Genomic DNA, 16197 nt, shown 5'->3' with positions numbered 1-16197 from the left:
CCGCTGCATCTAACCACCAACGACGCAATCAAGGAGCCTTTGCCATGTTTGCCAATGCACAGATGATGGGCGTGGATCTCGCCTTTCCGGATGTCTGCAAGACGCCGCCCGCACTTCCCATCCCCTACCCCAACTTCGCGCTCGGGCCGACGGCCATTCCCAACGCCTGGAACATCCTCTACGGCGGCACGCCCGCGCACAACATGGCGACCATCACGCCGATCACCAACGGCGACAACGCGGGCGTGCTGATGGGTGTGGTGTCGCAGACGGTGATGGGCCCCTCGCGCCACATCACCGGCGCGTTCACCGTGCTGCTGAAGGGCACGCCCTGCACCCGCATGACCAGCCTTGCCGTGCAGAACCGCTGCAACATCATCGGCATGCGGATCGTGCCGAGTCAGTTCAAGGTGCTGGTGTTGGCAGCTTGAGATGCTGGCCGACCGGCTGTGTGCGGCGGATCATTCCCACTCGATAGTCGATTGCGTGGGAAAAGCCGCATGGATAAAGCCTTGCGGAGCATCGCATTCTTCTCATACCGTCATTGGTACCGTCAGCAATCCCGGCCATTTCGGCGTGGCCGGCCTGTCGCACGACGCGCCGTGCGTAGAAAGCCGTTGCCTCAAGAGCCGCCCCGCCCCAGTGCCCAGCCGATGCGCGCCGCGGCCGCATCTCGGCGCCGCCTCAAACGCGGTACTCCTTCAGCCGGTTGTACAGCGTCTTCATGCTGATGCCGAGCACCCCGGCCGTGCGTTCCTTGTTGCGCCCGCACCTCTCGTAGGTCGCGAGGATCACGCGCCGCTCCACGTCGGCGAGCGGCGTGCCGACCGCCACCACCAGATCGCCGCCGTCCGCCTCCAGGGCGCCGGGCGCGGTGTCGTCGAAGCCCGCCATCGTCGCGCGCGAAGACGGCGCCGCCTGCAGCCGCGGCGAGCGGGACGGTGCGGCTGCCGTGGTCGACAGCCACTCCTCGCCGATCTCGGTGCCGGTGGTCATGACCCATGCGCGCTGCACCGCGTTGCGCAGTTCGCGCACGTTGCCCGGCCAGGCGTAGCCGCGCAGCCACGCCAGCGCCGCCGCGCTGAAGCGCGACGCACCGCCTTCGGCCAGGTGCAGCTCCTGCAGGAAGCTGTGGGCGATGAGCGGAATGTCGTCGCCGCGCTCGCGCAGCGGCGGCAGACCGATCGGAAAAACATGCAGCCGGTAGAGCAGGTCCTCGCGCAGCTTGCCGCGCGTCATTGCCTCGACAGGGTCGCGGTTGGTCGCCGCGATCACGCGCACGTCGGTCTGCTGCGTCTGCGTGGAGCCCACGCGCGTGAAGGTGCCGCTTTCCAGCACGCGCAGCAGCTTGGCCTGCAGCTCGATGGGCATTTCGGTCACTTCGTCCAGGAACAGCGTGCCGCCGTGCGCCCGCTCGAAAAACCCCTGGTGCTGGCGCTCGGCGCCGGTGAAGCTGCCGCGCTCGTGGCCGAATATCTCGCTCTCGATCAGGTGCGGCGAGAGCGCGGCGCAATTGACCGCCAGAAAGGGCTGGTCGCGCCGCCGGCTCAGGTCGTGCACGCCGCGCGCGACCAATTCCTTGCCGGTGCCGCTCTCGCCATGGATGAACACGCTCACCGCGGTGCCGGCCACGCGCGACATCTGGCGGTACACGCGCTGCATTTCCTGCGACCGGCCGATCAGGTGGCCGAAGCGCCCGGTTTCGCGCCAGCGGTCCTGCACCTCGTCCAGCTCCGCGCGCAACTGCGAGGGCGCGATCAGGCGCGACAGCAGGCCTTTCAGGTGCTGCGGGTTGATCGGCTTGACCAGGTAGTCGGCCGCCCGCAGGCGCAGCGCGCGAATGGAGGTCTCCAGGCTCGCCTGGCCCGTCATGAGCACCAGCACCGTGTCGCGAAGGAGCTCGGTGTCTGCCAGCAGATCGAACCCGCTGCCGTCGGGCAGATGCAGATCGAGCAGCAGCAGATCGGGCCGCTGCATGGCGATCAGGCGGCGAGCCGCGGCGATCGAATGGGCGCACATCACCATGTGGCCCTCGCGCACGACCAACGCGGCGATCATTCGCGCCGCGTCTTCGTCGTCTTCAACAATCAGTGCGTGACCCAAATGGCTTCCCCCTGCGTTCCAGCGTTTTTCACGGTGGTACCTCGCCCCTCCCGAAGCCTGAGAGCCGATGGCCCGAGGCTGCGTACGAAACCGCGCACCCGGCTTGTCAGCCATGTTTACGCGTGAACAAAATAATTAGTTTCTAAATTGAACTATTTTTTGCGAGTTTTGTGAATAGCACAGACGCAAGAAAGCCGTGCAGTGCCTTGAGGCATCTGCACGGCCGTTCGGCCAGTTACAGGAGGTAGCTAGGGCAGTTCAGGCGCCGGCGCGGTGCGGCGCGCTATGCACATGAGCGAAAGCGCGCTCGCGGGAGCCTTGGGATCGCGGCCCGACAGCAGGTTGCCCAAGCGGTATTTCCACTGCGCGGGCCCCACCACGCCCTTGAACGCGTCGGCCCCGATCTGGTGGTTGTGCGCATGGACATCGACCTCGAAGCCCAGCGGCTCGAGCGTGGCCCTGAAGAATTCCGGCGTGACCCCGTCGCCCGGCTTGTGGTGGATTTCGGTTCGCAGCCCCCACGTCTGCTGCGTGTCGCTCTTGTGGAAGCCGTGGCGAATCCACCGGTAGATCCACAGCCGCGCATCCCAAAGCAGCTTTGCGACGCCCTTGTAGTCCCAGGCGGTCAATTGCGGGTCGTGGTCGGTAATGAGCAATCCATTGGGCCGCACCAGCCTCGCGCCTTCGCGCAGCACCGCCGCCATGTCGTCGCAATGGTGCAGCGACGCATTGATGGCCACGATATCGGCAATGGCCGATCGAAATGGCGTTTGCGCCGCATCGGCCAGCACTGCCGTGTAGCCGATGCGCGATGCCAATGCGAGCGAACCGCCCGCCACATCCACGCCCAGCAGCATGCTGGGCTTGCCGCCCACGGTGGCAAAGACATTGCCGGGACCGCAGCCCAGATCGACCACGACCTTGCCCGTCCAATCGCCGCCGGCCGCCGCCAGCCAGCGGCTTCTGAAATGCGCATCGCGGTGGCAGGCGTCGAAGTATTCCTGCGCCCATTCCCTATTTCCGAAATAAAAAGCATTGGCTGATCGGCCTTCCGAATTGCCGTGGAGATCGGATTCCCAATAGCCTTCGGATTGCCTGAGAACAACGTCGGGTAACAGGATGTCGTTGAGCATATGCAGCCTTCGGAGTGGTTATGACAATTTGGCAAATACTGCATCCATTTCCAGCATTTTTCAACTCCCCCGCCATTGATTCTCTTCCGGTTACAGGATGGGCTCTTGAATACAAATTACAGAGACGCCGCTTTCGTTCTTTCTGAAAACCCGCTCTCCCCCTGAAAACAGCTTGCTCCCCCCGGGAGATCCGGCCGATCGCGAGCAAGCCGCTGCTCGCAGGAGATACCCGTCTTTCCATTGGAAGAGCGTGCCGCGAACACCGATCAGTAAATTACGCCGTCAGTTTCGCAGCAAATTATTCAAAATCATTGTCTGGGTACCTCAAACATGGCGAATTGGGTAGTTGGTCTCTGAAATATGTATATCCGGATGTAATAACCCGTTGAAACACCCACACGGCCACTTCGCCGAACTCCTAGGATCGCGGCAGCCGATCAGCTTCGGAGTTTTGGTTTTATTGGGCAATTTTAATTCAAGAATTAATCATTGAATTTCAGCTTGGTAATTAAATGAACACTCGATTCGCTTTGCCGTCGCCCGCAGCCGACGCCGCCCCGGCGCCCTCGCTGGACGACCTGTTCGTTCCGCGGCGCGACGCCACCGAAGAGCGGCTCGCCGCCACGCTGACGCTCGAAGCGGATTTCGCGCAGCGCTGGGTGGCGTGGCTGGACACCATGGGCTTCCTGCCCGACACGCTGTTCGACGCGGCGTGGCGGCTCCTGCAGTCGCGCTGGCTCGGCGCGGAACCGGACGGCACGGCGGACACGTGGCTCGCGCAGCTCGACCGTCAGCGCCGCGCGTCGCCACACGACAGCGAGAGCGACAACGCCATCCGCCTGTCGCTGGACGCCCGTCCGGGGTACTCCGCCCGCCTGCAGCTCGACGCCGCGGCGACCCTCATCGACGCGGCCGCCGCCGACCGGCTGCTCGCCGCCATCGCCGACACCGCCGCCGATCTGCTGGCCCGTCCCGACGCAGCGCTCGGCAGCATCCGCACCCTGCCCGACGCCGACCGCCGCGACCAGCTCGACGCGTGGAACACGCCGCCCGGCGCAATCGACCGCGCACTCACCGTGCCCGCGATGTTCAGCCGCCAGGCCGCGGCCACGCCGGATGCGGTGGCGCTCGTCGAAGGCGACGAGGCCATGCGCTACGGCGAACTGGAGCGCCGCAGCGACCGCTTCGCGCAGCACCTGCGGCAGTCGGGCGTGCGGCCCGGCGACAACGTAGGGATGATGTTCGAGCGCTCGATGGACGCCATCGTCGCCATGCTCGGCAGCCTGAAGGCGGGCGCCGCCTACGTGCCGGTGCCGGCCGACTTTCCGGCCGAGCGCGTCGCCGGCATGCTCGGCCAGGCGGGCGCTGTGCGGGTGGTCGTGGCCGAGGCGCTGCGGCACCTCGTGCCCGCCGAAATCGGCGCGGGCGCCGTGCTCCTGCCAAGCGATCCCGATGACGCCACGGAAGGCAACGCGCATCGCGGCTCTGCGAATACGTCGCCGGATGTGCCGGATGTGCCGGATGTGCCGGAAGTGCCGGATATGCCGGTGATCGACGGCGCATCGGTCGCCTACGTGATGTACACCTCCGGCTCGACCGGAATGCCCAAGGGCATCGAGATCTGCCACCGCGCGATCCTGCGACTGGTGGTCGGCGTGGACTACGCCGAGTTCGCACCCGGCCGCGCGGTGCTGCATGCGGCGCCGCTCGCCTTCGACGCCTCGACGCTCGAGGTCTGGGGACCGCTCCTGAACGGCGGGCGCTGCGTGATCCACGGCGAACGGGTTCCCACCGGCGCCGGCCTTGCGCGCACCATCGCCGGGCACGAGGTGCACACGGCCTGGCTCACAGCAGGCTTGTTCAACGCGGTGGTCGATGGCGATCCGCAGCACCTCGCGGGCCTGAAGCACCTTTTCACCGGCGGCGAGGCGCTGTCGGTGGCGCATGTGCGGCGCGCGCTCGACGCCCTGCCCGGCCTCGTGCTCAGCAACGGCTACGGCCCGACCGAGTGCACCACCTTCGCGGCCACGCACCGCATCGACCCGGCGAGCCTCGCAAACGGGCTTCGCTCCGTGCCGCTCGGCCGCCCGATCAAGGACACGGTGCTGCGCGTGCTGAGCCCGTCGCTCGCGCTGCTGCCCAGCGGCCTCGTCGGCGAACTCTGCATCGGCGGCCACGGCCTCGCGCGGGGGTACCTCGGCCAGCCCGAACTCACCGCGGCGCGCTTCGTGCCCGATCCGTTCGGCGCGCCCGGCGAGCGGCTCTACCGCACCGGCGACCTCGCGCGCTGGCTGCCCGACGGCACGATCGAATTCATCGGCCGCATCGACGGGCAAGTGAAGATCCGCGGCCACCGCATCGAGACCGGCGAGATCGAAGCGGCGATCCTCGCCCACCCCGCGGTGCAGTCGTGCGCGGTGATCGCGAGGCCCGCGAGCGACGGCCAGCTGCGCCTCGTCGCCTATCTCGTCGCCCGTTCGGAGCCGCTGCCATGGGACACGCTGCGCGCGCACCTCGCGGCGCGCCTGCCCGCGGCGATGCTGCCTTCGGCCCAGGTTTGGCTCGCGCAGCTTCCGGTCACGCCCAACGGCAAGCTCGACCGCAAGGCGCTGCCCGAGCCCGCGGGCGAACGCCCCGAACTCGCGCAGCCTTTCGAGGAAGCGCGCGACGCACGCGAGGCCCAGGTGTGCGCCGCCTTCGCGCGCGCCTTGTGCATCAGCAAGGTCGGGCGCAACGACAACTTCTTCGACCTCGGCGGCAACTCGCTGCTGGTGCTGCAGGTGCTCGCCGACCTGCAGCGCGACGCCGCACCGCACGCTCCACCGCTGTCGACCAACCTCTTCTTCCGGCATCCGACGCCGGCCGCCATCGCGGCGCAGTTGCAGCCCGCCGCCGAAACAAAGCACGCCCCGTCCACGCGACCGGACACGCGCACCCCACGCGCGCCGCGCGGCGGCGACGAGCCGATCGCGCTCATCGCGACCGCCGGCCGCTTTCCCGGTGCGAACGACGTCGAACAGTTCTGGGACAACCTCGTCGCGGGCCGCGACTCCGTGAGCTTCTTCGACGACGCCACGCTCGATGCCGGCGTGAACGAGGCGCTGCGCAGCGATCCGGCCTATGTGCGGGCGCGCGGCGTGATCGAAGGCATCGAGAACTTCGACGCCGCCTTCTTCGGCATCGGCCCGAAGGAAGCCACGCTCATGGACCCGCAGCACCGCGTGTTCCTGGAGATCTGCTGGGAGTGCCTGGAGCGCGCGGGCTACGTGCCCGACGAGGCGCCCGGCCCGGTGGGCGTGTACGCGGGCACGTACAACGCCACCTACTTCCAGCGCCACGTCGCTTCGCGCCCCGACCTCGTGGAAGCCGTCGGCGAATTCCAGGTGATGCTGGCCAACGAGAAGGACTACATCACCACCCGCGTGGCCAACCGGCTCAACCTGCGCGGGCCGGCGGTGAGCGTGAACACCGCATGCTCGACCTCGCTGGTCGCGGTGGCGCAAGCCTTCCATGCGCTGCGCACCGGCCAGTGCTACATGGCGCTCGCGGGCGGTGCCTCGGTCACCTGCCCGCCGCGCAGCGGCTACCTCTACAACGAGGGCTCGATGCTCTCGCCCGACGGCCGCACGCGCAGCTTCGATGCGGAGGCGAAGGGCACAGTGTTCAGCGACGGTGCTGCCGTGGTGCTGCTCAAGCGCCTGTCCGATGCACAGGCCGATGGCGACACCATCTACGCCGTGCTGCGCAGTGCCTGTGTGAACAACGACGGCGGCGCCAAGGCCAGCTTCACCGCGCCCAGCGTGGACGGCCAGGCCGCGGTGATCCGCGCCGCGCTGGCCGCGGCCGACGTGGATGCGCAGAGCATCGGCTACGTCGAGGCGCACGGCACCGCCACGCCGATGGGCGACCCGATCGAAGTCGAGGCGCTGGCCGTCGCCTATGCCGAGCACACCGACGCGCGCGGCTACTGCACGCTCGGCTCGCTCAAGAGCAACGTGGGCCACATGGTCACGGCCGCGGGCGCCGCGGGGCTCATCAAGGCGGCGCTGTCGCTGCACCACGAGGTGATGGTGCCGACCGCGCACTTCAATGCGCCGAATCCGGCCATCGATTTCGCGCGCACGCCGTTCTACGTGAGCAGCCAGCTGCAGCCCTGGCCGCGCGCCGACCTGCCGCGCCGCGCGGGCGTGAGTTCCTTCGGCGTCGGCGGCACGAACGCGCACGTGGTGCTCGAAGAGGCGCCGGCGCGCGCCGCCGCGCCGTCTGCCGCGACCGGCATCCACGTGCTGCCGCTGTCGGCCCGCTCGGAAGCCGCGCTCGCGGTGGCCACGCAGCAGCTCGCGGCACATCTGGAGGCGCACCCCGGCCTCGCGCTCGCCGACGCGGCCTTCACGCTCAGCGTCGGCCGCAAGGCGCATGCCTTTCGTCGCGCCGTGGTCGCCGCCGATGCCCCAAGCGCCATCGCTGCATTGCGAATGGACGATGCACCGTGGCGCGTGAGCGGCAGCCTCGCCGCGCGCGCGCCGCAGCCGGTGTTGATGTTCCCGGGCCAGGGTGCGCAGTACGCCGGCATGGGCCGGGCACTGCATGCCAGCGACGCGGTGTTCGCCGCGGCCTTCTACGACTGCCTGCGCGCGCTCGAAGGCGTCACCGATTTCGATCTGCGCGAGCGCATGTTCGGCGACGACCCGCGCGCGCTCGCGCCCACCGCGGTCACGCAGCCCGCGCTCTTCGCGCTCGAATACGCACTCGCGCGGCGGCTGCTGTCGCTGGGCCTGCGGCCGCACGCGCTCATCGGCCACAGCGTGGGCGAATTCGTCGCGGCCGTGATCGCCGGCGTGATGCGGCTCGAAGACGCCGTTCGCCTCGTCGCCCGCCGCGGCGCGCTCATGCAGGCGATGCCCGCGGGGACGATGCTGTCGGTGCGGCTCGGTGCGGACGATCTCGCCGCGCGGCTCGCGGCCTGGCCGTCCGTCTCGCTCGCGGCGGACAACGCGCCCAACGCCTGCGTGGCCGCCGGCCCCGCCGACGCCATCGCGCAGATGCAGGCCGCGCTCGAAGCCGAAGGCATCGCCTGCCGCGCGCTGCAGACCTCGCACGCCTTCCACTCTTCGATGATGGACGGCGCGGTCGCGCCCTTCGAGGCGCTCGTCGGCGAGGTCGCGCTGCACGCACCGGCCATTCCGATCTTCTCGACGCTCACCGGCCGGTTGCTAGAAGACCCGGAGGCCACGAGCCCCGCCTACTGGGCGCGGCACCTGCGCGGCACGGTGTGCTTCTCGCCCGCGCTGCAGAGCGCGGCGGCGGCGGCCGCGCATCCGGTCTTCGTGGAGGTCGGTCCGCGCAACACGCTCGCCACGCTGGTGCGCCAGCACGGCGCGAAGGCACTGGCCCCGTCGTCGTCGAATGCGGGAGTCACCGCCGTCCCGCTGCTGCACGGCGAGCCGGCCGACGAGGCCCGCACGCTGCGGCTCGCGGCCGCGCGCCTGTGGACCTGTGGCGCCGACATCGAACTCGCGCGGCTGTCCGCCCGCGGCGGCGCGCGGCGCGTGTGCCTGCCCACCTATCCCTTCGAACGCAAGCGCCTCTGGGTCGACATCGCGCCCCCGGCCCCGGCCACCACCGCGCCAGTTGCCTCGGCCGCGCCGATGTTGGCCGCACTCGTTCCCGCGCTTGCCCCTGCTCTTTCCGTCCCACCCGTTTCATTGGAGCCGACCGTGACCGCTGCAGTGCCTTCGACCCATCCGCCCTCACCTTCCCTTCCCGCCGCGTCCCGCGCGCCCTCGGTGGACATGCGATTGCGGAGCTTGTTCGAGGACATCTCCGGCATCGACATGGCCGATGCCGCGGGCGAGGCCATGTTCGCCGAGCTCGGACTGGATTCGCTCACGCTGACGCAGGCGGCCACGCAGATCAAGAAGACCTTCAAGGTCAACGTGAGCTTCCGCCAGTTGATGGAGAACTACCGCAGCTTCGATGCGCTCGCGGCGTTCCTGCAGCAGAGCCTGCCACCTGAAGTCGAGGCCACGCCCGAGCCACTCGCGGCGGCCCCCGTGCAGTTGCCCGCCGTGCAGCCGATGGTGCAGATGGTGCAAATGGCCAGTCCGTTGCCCTCGCCTTCCACCGGTGCGGTGAACCAGCTGATTGCGCAGCAAATGGAATTGATGCGCCAGCAGCTCGCATTGCTGTCCGGCTCGACCGCGGCGGTGGCGATGAGCGTGCCATCGCCGATGCCGATGCCGATGCCGCTGCCCGTGCCGGTGCAGACGGCACACGCGGTGCCGGCCCAGGACGCATCGCCCGACGCCACCCGCGAGCCCGTGCGCTACGACGTCGCCAAGGCCTTCGGCGCCATCGCCCGCATCCACACCAAGCCCACCGCGGAGCCAAGCGCGCGGCAGAAGGCGCGGCTGGCCGCGTTCGTGCGCCGCTACGTGGCGCGCACGCAGAACAGCAAGCGCTTCACCGAGGACAACCGCGCCCACATGGCCGATCCGCGCGTGGTCAACGGCTTTCGCCCGCTCACGAAGGAGATCACTTACCAGATTGTGGTCGAGCGCTCCAAGGGTTCGAAGCTCTGGGACATCGACGGCAACGAGTACGTCGATGCGCTCAACGGCTTCGGCCTCAACCTGTTCGGCTGGCAGCCCGACTTCGTGCAGGAGGCGGTGAGAAAGCAGCTCGACGCGGGCTACGAGATCGGGCCGCAGCATCCGCTCGCGGCCGAGGTGACGCGGCTCTTGTGCGAGCTCACCGGCTGCGAGCGGGCGGGCCTGTGCAACACCGGCTCCGAAGCGGTGATGGCGGCGCTGCGCATCGCGCGCACCGTCACCGGCCGCAGCACGGTGGTGGTGTTCACCGGCTCCTACCACGGCACCTTCGACGAGGTGCTGGTGCGCGCCGGCAAGGGCGGCAAGGGCCTCTCGGCCGCACCCGGCGTGATGAGCGGCATGTTCGGCGACGTGCGCGTGCTCGACTACGGCACGCCCGAGGCGCTGGCCTTCATCCGCGAGAACGCCGAGGACCTGGCGGCCGTGCTGGTCGAGCCGGTGCAGAGCCGCCGCCCCGACTTCCAGCCGCGCGAGTTCGTGCAGGCACTGCGCGAGATCACCACGCAAAGCGGCACCTGCCTCATCTTCGACGAGGTCATCACCGGCTTTCGCACCGGCCTGGGCGGTGCGCAGGAACTCTTCGGCGTGCGCGCCGACCTCGCCACCTACGGCAAGGTGATCGGCGGCGGCTTTCCGGTCGGCGTGATCGCGGGCAAGCGGCCGTTCATGGACGCACTCGACGGCGGCGCCTGGCAGTACGGCGACGACTCCATCCCGGGCGTCGGCGTCACCTATTTCGCGGGCACCTTCGTGCGGCATCCGCTCGCGCTGGCTGCGGCCAAGGCCTCGCTCGAACATCTGAAGGAAGCCGGCCCCGCGCTGCAGGCCGCGCTCGGCGCGAGCACCGCCGCGATGGCCGGGGAGCTCACCGCCTGGTGCGCCGAGGTCGGCGCGCCCATCGCGATTCGCCACTTCGCCTCGCTCTGGCGCGTGAACTGGCTCGAAGACCATCCGCTGCAGGACCTGCTCTTCGCCATGATGCGCAGCCGCGGCGTGCACATCCTGGACAACTTCCCGTGCTTCCTCACGACGGCGCACAGCCAGGAAGACATCGCCACGATCCAGCGCGCCTTCAAGGAATCGGTGGCCGAGATGCAGGAGTCGGGGTTCCTGCCGCGCCGCGCGCCGGCCGTGCATGCCTTCGATGTGCACAAGCCCACGGAAGAGGGCTCGATCCTCGCGCGCGATGTCGACGGCCAGCCCTTCTGGTACGTGCCGGCCGCCCCTGAAGCGATCCAGATTCCCAACGGGCGGGCCGCATGAACGCCGTTCTTCGCCCCACCCCGGCCGCGATGGGCACGGCCGCCAATGTCGGCGCATTCGTCGAATGCGTGATTCCCACGACCGAATCGCAGCGCGAGGTCTGGCTCGGCGCGATGCTGGGCACCGAGGCATCGCTGGCCTACAACGACTCCGTGGTGCTGCGGCTGCGCGGCCCGCTGGACCGCCAGGCGATGGCACGCGCCGTAGCGCGGGTCGTCGAGCGCCACCAGTCGCTGCGCGCAACCATCTCGCCGGACGGCACCTGCATGCTGGTCGGCCAGGCGGGGCCCGACCCGCTCGTGCAGCGCGACCTCGCCCCGCTCGACCCCGAAGCCCGCGCGCTCGCCCTGCAGGACGCGCACGAAGCGGCGGTGAGCACGCCGTTCCCGCTGGAGCGCGGGCCGCTCTTCCGCGCCGAGCTCTACCGGCTCGGCGAAGGCGAGCACGAGCTCTTGATGTCGGCCCACCACGTGGTCTGCGACGGCTGGTCGTGGGCGGTGATCACCGAGCAGCTCGGCCACCTCTATGCCGAGGAGACCGGCGACGGCCTGCCGCTGAAGGCCGCCCCCACCTTCGACGCCTTCGCCACCGAGGAAGCCGCCGACGCCGCGCGGCCCGAGATGCAGCAGCATGTGGACTACTGGCTCGAGCGCTTCTCGGGCGGCACGCTGCCCGTGCTCGACCTGCCGCTCGACCATCCGCGCCCCGCCGTGCGCACCTTCGCCTCGCGGCGCACCGAGCGGCTGCTGGAGCGGCGCCTGGTGGCCTCGCTGCGCACCATGAGCGCCCGGACCGGCACCAGCCTCTTCGCTGGCCTGCTCGCCGGCTTCGCCGCCACGCTGCATCGGCTCACCGGGCAGGACGACATCGTGGTGGGCATTCCGGCCTCGGGCCAGTTGGCGCGCGACATGCCCGGCCTCGTGGGCCACTGCGTGAACCTGCTGCCGCTGCGCCTCGCAGCGCCCGCCGACCTGCGCTTCGACACGCTCATGGGCGAATGCAGGACCGCCGTGCTCGACGCCTTCGAGCACCAGGCGCTCACCTACGGCGCGCTGCTGGGCAAGCTGTCGCTGCAGCGCGATGCGAGCCGCCAGCCGCTCGTGAGCGTGATGTTCAACGTCGACCCCGACGTGGCCGCGGGCGTGCAGACCTTCTCGGGCCTGAAGGTCGAGCAGGACACGGTGGCGCGCCGCCACGAGAACTTCGAGCTCTTCCTCAACCTGCGGCCGGTGGACGGCGGCCTGCAGATCGAGGCCCAGTACAACACCGACCTCTACGACGAGGAGAGCGTGCAGCGCTGGCTCGACATGTTCGAGTGCGTGCTGCGCTCGGCCGTGCGCAGCCCCGCCGAGCCGATCGGCCGGCTGGAAGTGCTGTCGCCCGAAGCCGCGCGCGCGCTGGCCTCGCTGCAGCCCCCGCCCATTGCGGTTGAAGGCGCGCCGCTCGCGCACGCCGGTTTCGTGGCGCACGCGTTGCAGCACCCCGACCGCCCCGCGCTGCGCGACGGTGCACGCACCTTCAGCTACGGCGATCTGGACGCGCGCTCCAACCGCCTGGCCCATGCGCTGCGCGCGCGCGGCATCGGCCGCGGCGAGTACGTGGGCCTGTGCCTGGAGCGCGGGCTGGACATGCTCGTGGCGGTGCTCGCGGTGCTGAAGTCGGGCGCGGCCTACGTGCCGCTCGACCCGGCCTTTCCGCAGGCGCGATTGGACCACTACGCCACCGACGCCAGCCTCAGCCTGCTGGTGACCACCTCGGACATCGCCGCCGCGCCGCGCAAGTGGAACGCCGATGCGGGGTCGCGGCTGTTCGAACTCGACCGCGACACCGCATGGCTGCAGGCGCCTGCCGATGCGCTCGCGCCGGATGTCTGCGATGCCAGGGCCGAGGACCCGGCCTACGTGATCTACACCTCGGGCTCCACCGGCCTGCCCAAGGGCGTGTGCGTGCCGCACGGCGCGGTGGCCAACCTGCTCGCCTCGATGCAGAAGGCGCCGGGCCTCGGTCCGGACGACCGGATCGCCGCGGTGACGACGCTTTCGTTCGACATCGCCGTGATCGAGCTGCTGCTGCCGCTCGCGGTGGGCGCCCAGGTGGTGATGGTCCAACGCGAGACCGCCATCGACGGCAACAGCCTGCGCGCGCTGCTCGAGGCGGAAGCGGTCACCGTGCTGCAGGCCACGCCCGGCATGTGGCAGTTGCTGCTCGATGCGCAGTGGCCCGGCGCCAAGGGCTTTCGCGGCTGGATCGGCGGCGAGGCGGTGCGCGGGCGGCTCGCGTTCGCGCTGCTCGATCGCTGCGCCGAACTCTGGAACGTGTACGGCCCCACCGAGACCACCGTGTGGTCGACCGCCTGGAACATGCAGCGTGACGTGGTGGCCTCGCGCGGCGTGTCGATCGGGCTTCCGATCGACAACACCGAGGTGTGGATCCTCGACAGCAACCTGCAGCCCTGCCCAATCGGCGTGCCCGGCGAGATCTGCATCGCGGGCATGGGCCTTTCGCTGGGCTACCACGAACGGGCCGAACTCACGGCCGAGCGCTTCGTCACCGCGCGCGTGCTGGGCCAGAACCGCAAGATCTACCGCACCGGCGACCGCGGCCGCTGGCGCAACGACCGCCTGCTCGAACACCTCGGGCGGCTCGACTTCCAGGTGAAAGTGCGCGGCTACCGCATCGAGGCCGGCGAGATCGAGGCCCGCTGCAACGAGGTCGCCGGCGTCTCGCGCAGCGTGGTGGTGGCGCGCGAAGACCGCCCGGGCGACGTGCGCCTGGTGGCCTACCTGGCGCTGGTGCCCGGCGCGGCGCTGGACCCTGCCGCGCTGATGCAGCACCTGCGCGAGCACCTGCCGGCCTTCATGCTGCCGCAGCATGTGGTCACGCTCAAGGCGCTGCCCACGCTGCCCAACGGCAAGCTCGACCGGGTGTCGCTGCCCGTGCCGGAGGCGCTGCCGCGCGACGAGGTGCGCCGCGGCGCCGGTCCGCGCAACGACGCCGAGCGCACGGTGCTCGCGGCGATGGAGCAGGTGCTCAGCCTGCCGGGCCTGGACATGCAGGACGACTTCTTCACGATGGGCGGCCATTCGCTGCTGGCCGCACGGCTGGCGACGCTTCTCGCCCGCGAGTTCAAGGTCGCGCTGCCGCTGCGCACGCTGTTCGAGGCCCCAACCCCCGAGCGCCTGGCCGCGGCGATTGCCGGCCTGCAAGCCGCCGGCGCCGGCGTGCAGGCGCCCCTGGCCTGCCGCATCGACCGCACCAGCGCGCCGATGACGCCCTCGCAGGAGCGCATCCTCTTCATGGAACAGCTTCACCCGGGGCGCTCGGTCTACAACGTGCCCTCGGCGCAGCGGCTGACCGGTCCTTTCGATGCAGCGCGCTTCGAGGCGGCGCTTTGCGAAATCATTCGCCGCCAGCCCGCGCTGCGCACCTGCGTGGGCACCGATCCGGCCACCGGGCAGCCGGTTCAATCGATTGCGCAGGCTGTGGAATTTTCGCTGCCGGTGATCGACCTGCGCGGCCTGCCCGCGGACCAGCGCGAGGCCGAACTGGCCGAGCGCATGCAGGAACTCGCCGACCAGCCCATCGACCTGCGCCGCGCGCCGATGGCCCATGCGGCGCTGTTTCAGGTCGACGACGACGACCACGCCTTCGTGTTCGTGCCGCACCATCTGGTGTGGGACGGCTGGTGCTTCGACCTGTTCCAGCGCGAGCTCACGGCGATCTACGACGCGGCCGAGCGCGGCCGTCCGCACGGGCTGCCGCCGCTGGAGACCACGCACGGCGACTACGCCGAATGGCTTGCCGGCTGGATGCGGGAGCCGGCCTTCGAGGAGCAGTTGGGCTTCTGGCGCCGCCGGCTGGCGAGCGGGCCGCCGCCGCGCCTGCCCCGCACCGACATGCCCCGCCGCGCGGGCAAGAGCGGCCAGGGCGGCACGCAGTGGATCCACATCGACCTGGCCACGACCGGGAGGCTTCGCGAGATCGCGCGCGGCATGGAGGTGACGCTGAGCATGCTGACCTTCGGCCTCTATGCACTCACCATGAGCCGGGTCATCGGCAGCGATGCCGTCGTCATCGCGAACCCGGTGCGCGGGCGCCTGCAGCCCGAGACGGAAGACGTGATGGGCGTCTTCAACAACGTGCTGCCGGTGTCGCTGCGGGTCGACCTCGCCCAGTCGCTGCCGGACTTCATGCGCTGCGTGAAGCAGGAGCTGCTCGCGCTCATGAACTGCCAGCAGGTGCCGTTCGAGCGGATGGTGGCCGGAGACGGCCTCGGCGGCCCGAACAGGAACGCCGGGGCCTACCAGTCGATGTTCTCGTTCCAGGATGCGCGCGAGCGCGCGCGGCACCTGGGCAGCCTGCAGACCCGCCAAATGCACCTGATGCAGCGCGGCGCGACCGACGACATCGGCGTGTGGCTGATGGACAAGCCACACGGCCTGGAAGGCGCGCTGATCTACAACGCCGACATCTACCTGCGCGAGACCGGTGCGCAGCTGCGCGACCGCTACCTGGAGCTCCTGCACCGCGCCGCCGAGCGCCCCGCCGCGACGCTTGCCTACCTGGCCTCGGACGAGGGCTCCGCAAGCGCGGCCTACCTGCGCAAGCTCGCGGCCGACGAGCCGGAGCGCGCGGACAAGGCGCCCAAGCCCCTGGCCGATGCCGGCGGGCGCGCCGCGGCAGCGAGCCTGCTCGCGCCGGAGCAGGCGCCGCTCGCCCAGATCTGGGCCGGCGTGCTGGGCATCGACGTCAACGACATCCGTGCGAGCGACAACTTCTTCGACCTCGGCGGCGACTCGCTGCTCGTGCTGAACGCGGTCAAGCAGGCGGAGCAGACGCTGGGCTTGCGCGTGGAGATGCGGCGCTACCTGTTCGAGAACCTCGCGCAGATCGCGTCGCCCCGCAATGGCAATGGCAATGGCAATGGCAATGGCAATGGCAATGATGGCAACGGCGGCAACGGCAACGCTGCGGCCGACACGAAGCCGGGCGAGCTGGCGGGCCTGCCGGCCGTCCCGGCCGCGAGCGCATCGCGCGGCGAGAGCCTGCTGGGCCGCGCATTCGGCAGCTTGCTGCGCAAGGGGTGA

The 16197-nt window shown here is 69.9% G+C and carries 5 protein-coding genes; 3 read left to right on the top strand and 2 right to left on the bottom strand.

What is annotated here, in order from left to right:
• Positions 1 to 44 precede the first annotated feature (44 nt).
• Positions 45 to 431, top strand: coding sequence for a DUF4150 domain-containing protein (locus VARPA_RS14430; protein WP_013541310.1), 387 nt, complete (start codon positions 45 to 47; stop codon positions 429 to 431).
• 253 nt (positions 432 to 684) lie between these two features.
• Here the strand turns inward: VARPA_RS14430 and VARPA_RS14425 are convergent, their stop codons facing one another.
• Entirely contained in the window at positions 685 to 2103 is a 1419-nt protein-coding gene (locus tag VARPA_RS14425) for a sigma-54-dependent transcriptional regulator (RefSeq protein ID WP_013541309.1), read from the bottom strand.
• Between the two features lie 248 nt (positions 2104 to 2351).
• Entirely contained in the window at positions 2352 to 3236 is an 885-nt protein-coding gene (locus tag VARPA_RS14420) for a class I SAM-dependent methyltransferase (RefSeq protein ID WP_013541308.1), read from the bottom strand.
• 512 nt (positions 3237 to 3748) lie between these two features.
• Here VARPA_RS14420 and VARPA_RS14415 point away from each other — a divergent pair.
• Together VARPA_RS14415 and VARPA_RS14410 are read left to right on the top strand one after the other, a co-directional pair.
• Positions 3749 to 11110 carry a type I polyketide synthase gene (locus VARPA_RS14415; protein ID WP_013541307.1) on the top strand — a complete coding sequence of 2454 codons (7362 nt, stop codon included), beginning with the start codon at positions 3749 to 3751 and terminating at the stop codon, positions 11108 to 11110.
• Positions 11107 to 16197, top strand: a complete 5091-nt coding sequence (locus tag VARPA_RS14410; protein ID WP_013541306.1) for a non-ribosomal peptide synthetase — start codon at positions 11107 to 11109, stop codon at positions 16195 to 16197. The genes VARPA_RS14415 and VARPA_RS14410 overlap by 4 nt, the downstream gene beginning before the upstream one ends.

This window comes from Variovorax paradoxus EPS, from assembly GCF_000184745.1.
GTDB classification, from domain to species: domain Bacteria; phylum Pseudomonadota; class Gammaproteobacteria; order Burkholderiales; family Burkholderiaceae_C; genus Variovorax; species Variovorax paradoxus_C.
The sequence above is the reverse complement of the archived record's forward strand: the minus strand, read 5'-3'. Positions and strand labels throughout refer to the sequence as shown.

Bases quoted from the DNA above. Each gene is read 5' to 3' on its own strand.
- VARPA_RS14420 (WP_013541308.1), bottom strand. From the start codon at position 3,236: ATGCTCAACGACATCCTGTTACCCGACGTTGTTCTCAGGCAATCCGAA.
- VARPA_RS14410 (WP_013541306.1), top strand. From the start codon at position 11,107: ATGAACGCCGTTCTTCGCCCCACCCCGGCCGCGATGGGCACGGCCGCC.
- VARPA_RS14430 (WP_013541310.1), top strand. From the start codon at position 45: ATGTTTGCCAATGCACAGATGATGGGCGTGGATCTCGCCTTTCCGGAT.
- VARPA_RS14415 (WP_013541307.1), top strand. From the start codon at position 3,749: ATGAACACTCGATTCGCTTTGCCGTCGCCCGCAGCCGACGCCGCCCCG.